Annotated in this window: 4 protein-coding genes; 3 read left to right on the top strand and 1 reads right to left on the bottom strand. The window is 58.7% G+C overall.

The genetic code is table 11. From position 1 onward, the window contains the following. Nucleotides 1–224 precede the first annotated feature (224 nt). On the bottom strand, nt 225–962 hold the full coding sequence (locus CH271_RS09655) for a hypothetical protein (RefSeq protein WP_141214626.1): 738 nt from the start codon (nt 960–962) through the stop codon (nt 225–227). Between the two features lie 281 nt (nt 963–1243). Between CH271_RS09655 and CH271_RS09650 the strand changes: the two genes are divergently transcribed. The 3 genes from CH271_RS09650 (at nt 1244) to CH271_RS09640 (ending at nt 5943) form a co-directional block, all read left to right on the top strand. Then, nucleotides 1244–2140, top strand: a complete 897-nt coding sequence (locus CH271_RS09650; protein WP_032364853.1) for a hypothetical protein — start codon at nt 1244–1246, stop codon at nt 2138–2140. Between the two features lie 204 nt (nt 2141–2344). Next, the gene (locus CH271_RS09645; RefSeq protein ID WP_032364852.1) at nt 2345–5269 is read left to right on the top strand and encodes an NACHT domain-containing protein; all 2925 of its coding nucleotides are present in this window, start codon (nt 2345–2347) and stop codon (nt 5267–5269) included. 359 nt (nt 5270–5628) lie between these two features. Continuing rightward, entirely contained in the window at nt 5629–5943 is a 315-nt protein-coding gene (locus tag CH271_RS09640) for a hypothetical protein (RefSeq protein ID WP_033188529.1), read from the top strand. Nucleotides 5944–6000: the final 57 nt, after the last annotated feature.

Genomic DNA, 6000 nt, shown 5'->3' with positions numbered 1-6000 from the left:
GCTCCGGTGAGCGCTGCGCGCCCACCGCCAGAAGCCGGCCGCCAAGGCGGCCTAGTGCGGACTTTCCTTGCCGGGCGCTGCGCGCCAACGGCCAACGAATCACCTATCTTGATTGTCTGACAATATCTTTCGTATCGGTACAACCTTCGGACCGCTGCGCGCCCCGGCCGATCAACCGCTACCGCAGTGGGGCACGCTGCGCGCACCCCACTGTGGTACGGCTACTACTCCCCCACAGTGAAATTCACATCGAGATACGAGAAATTGTCCCGTAGATGCTGCCGTACATCGTCCAGATCTACGGACTCGTCCGCATCTTCTTGGCTACGCGCCGATCGCGTCATTGTTAATGAAACTGTGACATCCACTTCTACATCGAAATCACGTTCTCGGCCTTCGAACCCCCACTGTTCGCAGAACCTCTCGAACTCGCTGCACAGACTGTTCTCGTCCGCCCATTCGCATGCAGACTCATTCAGCCGCCTGATCCACTCGTGATGGTTCGCACGCTCGGTATTGGCGCTCTCGCGTACGGCCTGCAAGGTCCGTTCGACGGCGGCCCGTTCGTGGATCGGCCGCACGTACTCACCGAACCATGCGGGAGCGACCCCAGGTGACACAGTGACCGGTGAGATGTCACGTGGACGCACCAACCCCGTCCAGCTCTTGTAGGTGTGCTCCACGGCCATCAACGGCTCACGCCACACGACAGCAACGCTTGCATGGGTCTCGGTGGCATTGCGCTCATCGACCGAGAACCATCCTGACGCGGCGATACCGCCGCGTCCATCACTTATCTGCACATAGGTCCCCTCTGCGGGGTATCCCGCAACCAGGGGCTTTGGCAAGGCCTCGAGCACGACGGCCCGGTTCGACCAGTCGGCACCCCCTAGAGACCCATTGTCGAAGGCCACCTCGAGCACGGATGCAACTGGTAACACTGAATCGACGATCGATGTCATGGCAGATTTCAGCCTCTCAATTCGGGTGACGGATGGTCAGTCCGCCGATCAACAGAACGCCTCTGAATCTACCATCGAAACACTTGCACTGGAAGACGTAAGAGTCATCGAAACATGTTGATAAACAGAGCGTTTGGGATCACAACTATCAGCAGGACGCAACCCGGCAGCAGCCGCAATTGTCCCCGACGCACTCGGTGCCGGGGACCGAGTGCGCAGGCGATTTTACCGAGCCTGACAGAATAGGACTGCTCAACTTTCCCTACAGGAGATCGACTGACATGGCACCGAAAAGGCCCGATGAAACGCTGCACCGACTCCGCGACTGGACGCACGGACAACTGTCGGAGCGCCTCGCTGCCCAGATCCTTCTCGCAGACGACTTCAAAAACCTCGACCCCTCTCAGCCGATGGGCGGTCCCGACAATGCCCACGACGCAATAGCCCACCGCGACGGCAAGAAATGGGTCATGGCGGCCTATTTTCCGAACACCAGAAAAACTTTCAGCGCAGTCAAGAAGAAATTTCTGGGAGACGTTGCCGGCGTGGCCACCAACGGTGCCAACGGCATTGTCTTTGTAACCAACCAAGCTCTGACGGTCGGAGAGCGAACCAAACTTTCCAACCTTGCGTCTTGCGATGTCGAGCTCTACCACCTCGAACGGTGCGTAGCGATCCTTGACATGCCCCGCATGGGCCCTGTACGCCGCCAGTTCTATCTCGAAGACGAGAACTCAGACGATCGAGTTAACGGCAACCAGACCGGCGGCGACACCACCGCCCGTTTCATGCTTTCTACCTATGACATGAAGGCAGGCACCGCTCAACACGCCGCAGTTCTCAAGGACGGTCAGTATCCCCTCTACGACCTATCGCTGAGAATCGTCGACATGAATGTCAGTCCCGGCACCGATCTACACCGCCTCGACTGGGGGAACCTCGTCGCGCCGGCCGAGTACTACAACGTGAATATCAGCCTCCCGGACTCGGCGTACTGGAGGATCTTTTTCACCGCACGCAATGGCCAGTGGCATCAAGATCTGATTCTCAAGCGATCGGACCCGGACAGCTGTTGGCTTGCAGCCACCCGCGTCATCGGCCTCCAACAAGCACCCCATCTGCAGCAGCTGGACCTGGAATTCATTCATCGCTTCGGAGCTCCAGAATGGCTCCCTTAATGGCCAACTCGCGCGGTCTGCACCCGCCCGGCCAGCTGTTGAACCGCCAGGGATCGACATTCTGTCGGTCGGTAAAGGACAGGCCGGGGGCCGCCCGATCGCTTCGCACGCCCGTTTTCGTCGGGCTGCACCAGATTCTGCCTTGGGTGCGCCTCCACTCAAATACACAGGGCCGGACAAGCCATAGAGGGCATGATTGATCCTGTGCCGGACTACGACATCAATCAGCTGGGAAGCCGGCCCTTCGAGCAGCTCGTCGTTGCGCTGTGCGTCCGAGCAATCGGGGCCGGGATAGAAGCCTTCGGCGACGGCCCCGACGGAGGCCGCGAAGCGACCTACGCCGGCACGATTGACTGGTCCGCCGGCACAGACGATCACGTGCACGAACACTGGACCGGGTACACCGTATTCCAAGCAAAGTTCCACTACGACCAGGGTGACCCGGCATCGAACCTCGTCTGGTTCAAGAAGCAAATTGACGCCGAATTGCTCCGGTGGGTCGAAGCCATGGACAAAGGGTCGCGTATGCGTCCACCTGACTACATGGTGTTCGCCTCAAATGTCAGATTGTCGAGCAATGGAGTCTCCGGTGGCATCGATCAACTGAACAACTACCTGCTCGGCAGGCTCCACGATGACAAGGACCCCATTCACGGCCTCGGGATTCGCGCCATCCGCATCTGGCACCATGCGCAGATCACCGCGCTAATCGACGGGCACCCGAGTGTCCGCTATGCATTCCCTGCCCTTCTAACGATCGGGGATGTTCTCGCCTGTATCGGTGCCAACACTGCACCAGGAAGCAGTTCTTCCGATCTCGGACCCGCTATGAGACTTCATGCGGCACAATGCCTCCGAAACGAGCACTGGGTTCGATTCTCGGAATCTGGAGCAACAGCAGGCCAACGAGCAAAGCTAGAAGAAGCGGGACGCGACCTGCCAGGACGCTACGAGAGTCCGGACGGACACCCCCACGATGTGCAGACAATTGCGCACATCATCGAGCACGCCGATCAAGTCCTCCGCAGCGGCCTCCAAGACCGCGTACGACGACCGCACTGGGTCATCATCGGCGGACCCGGACAGGGCAAAACAACACTCAGCGCACTGATCGCACAGATCTACCGCAGCGGCCTTCTGTCCCGCGGTGACATGACACCCGAAGTTGCCACAATCACCTCGGCCACGCAGAGCGCGATGGAACGCTCAGGAATCACAAAGCCACGAAACCTCCGTTGGCCCATCCGCATCGACCTCGCACTGTACGCAGACGAACTGTCGTCGGTCCCGGATTTGAGTGTCCTCGGATACCTCTCAAAAGTCATCGGCAACCGCGCCGGTCGCACTCTCAGTCCCGGCGATCTTGAAGGGTGGTTACGCATATGGCCGTGGATCGTCGTACTCGACGGTCTCGACGAGGTGAGCGCAGCTTCCATGCGTCGACTCCTGATCGAACGGATCACCGATTTCATGGAAGCTGCGGACCAGCTCGACGCAGACCTACTGCTGGTCTCCACAACTCGGCCTTTGGGCTACGACGAACGCTTCGATAGCGACTTGTTCACCGAGCTCACGTTGAGTCGCCTCAATTCCACGCAATCGCAACGATTCGGAACCGACCTCGTTCGGTTGAGGCTGGCTGACGACGCCGAAAGACGCGACACCGTCCTACGCAGGCTACGAACCGCGGCCAAAGACCCGAACACAGCACGGCTGATGGAAACCCCACTGCAAGTGACGATCATGTCGTTCATTGTCGAAAGCTTCGGGACCCTACCGCTCGACCGCTACAGCCTCTTCGAGCTGTATTACCGAACCGTCTATCAACGGGAAATTGACAAGCCTGGGGTCCATGGCCTGTCCGCACTGCTCAACGAACATCGACCCGATGTCTTCCATTTGCACTGCCAAGTCGCGCTCGAACTGCACGTGGCCGCCGAAAGCAGCAGCCGCTCGGAAGCAACAATGCCTGCGTCGAGACTCGACGAGATAGTGCGGACCCGACTCATCACCCAGGAGTTCGGTCCCCGAGACGTGAGCTCTATAGCGAGCAGACTGGTCAGGGCTGCCACGCACCGACTGGTTCTACTCGTCCCTACTGACGACCGAGTAGGATTCGAAGTTCGCAGTATGCAAGAACTGATGGGAGCAAACGCGCTGACGATGGGACAAGACACGAAAGTCCTCGCCCTGCTTCAACTCACCGCCCACCACCCCCATTGGCGAAACACATGGCTTTTGGCCGCCGGCCGAATCTTCAAAGAACGCGAACATCTACAAAATGATCTGGTGCAGCTAGTCACCGCCTGCGATCGCCGAAGTGGCGGCCTCCACGAGACGGTCCCAACAGCCCCTATGCTGGCCTGCAACGTCCTCGATGACGGCTTCGCTTCCAGAGCACCCAGTTCCCGAAGGGCCTACATAAGCGCAGCGATAAGTTGCCTCGACAGCTACCCCGGACAGGACTTCAATGGTCTTGCAATAGCACTGTCACACGCGTGCAACAGCGATGACCTGACTCCTGTGTTCACCGAACTGACTGCCGCACTTCGCGGACGGGGCATCCGACAGATCAATGCCTACTTTCTCCTCAGAGCACTTCGGAATAGCAAACAGACTTTTCACAAAGCTGACTTCATCCTTAGAAACAACGAATTACCACCCCAAACGATGCAAGCGGTCACTAAGTGGGCCACCCCCGTCTCGGATAAACGCGCGGCGCACCGAGCTGATGGACCACCCCTAAACGGAATAGCGATCTATGATATCTTGACCGCGGAGCTGGAGACCCAAGATCGATTCGGGCTCAACGACGCTCAGTACCAAAAATTCGACACATTCCTCGTCTCTTTTTCCACTGTAGAAACGTTCGTGGACCACGAGTTCGGAACACTGACCATTTTGATCGACCGAACTACGCCCATAATCCTCAACGGGCTATCCGCCGTCATGGACGACCCAGACACAGAAACCGCCGTGACCCTACTGCTCGACTCGCTACCAGTCGAGCACTGGCCGATCACGGCCACCATTCAACAATTGCTGCGTCCCCTTGTCGCTCGCAGACCTGTCGGTCCTGCCGTTATCGACGAGTTCGGGGCCGATTTCCCAGCAGCCACACAGATATGAACATCGACAGCACGTGCGACATACACTTCGACTCGTATCCACGAGGTACTCTCTCGATCATGACACTCATCCAGTCACTGGATCAGGCCAACTCCAAAACTGAGGTCGATAGCGGACTCACTGCAGGAGAACGCCGTCGAGCTCATGCATAAGGATCGGTGAAGCGCGTGGGCATAGAGGACAATATCCATGGTCTCGATGACGCCGAGCGGGCCCGCTTGAAGATGGTTCGCGAGCGGGAGTCTCGAGAAGAAGCCGAGGGCTGGCTGGCTGTCACTGAGTTCGTGAGATTGGCACAGGAGTACGGGGTTTCGCCTCGCCCGGTGCCGGCCCTAGGCCCCTATATCGATGCTGATTTCTTGAATCGGACGTGCTGGAACGGTCGCCAGATCTTCGAGTCATCGGTCATCGGTTGGTCGTTCATGCAGATGCGCGATCCGCACGCAGTCGGTGTCGACGGCACCCTCTACCGGGTTCGTCAGGACGTTCGACGCAGGCGGATGGCCCTATTCGGCGTGGGGTCGATTCGACCCGCTGAGATCGCACCGATTGCGGTCGAGTCGTATCCGCTCGGACATCTGTCCAGCAGCAACTCATATGACGAGTCCGGGGGTTGGACGTTGATCGAGTACATGACAGGTTTCCTGCGCACCAGTCGCAACCTCTCGACTTAGTCTTGAAACCCGTACGCGCAGCCACCCGGCTCGCCCAGTTTCCTTCTCTGGGCGGGC

This window comes from Rhodococcus sp. 05-340-2 (assembly GCF_002258915.1).
Classification (GTDB): Bacteria; Actinomycetota; Actinomycetes; order Mycobacteriales; family Mycobacteriaceae; genus Rhodococcoides.
The sequence above is the reverse complement of the archived record's forward strand: the minus strand, read 5'-3'. Positions and strand labels throughout refer to the sequence as shown.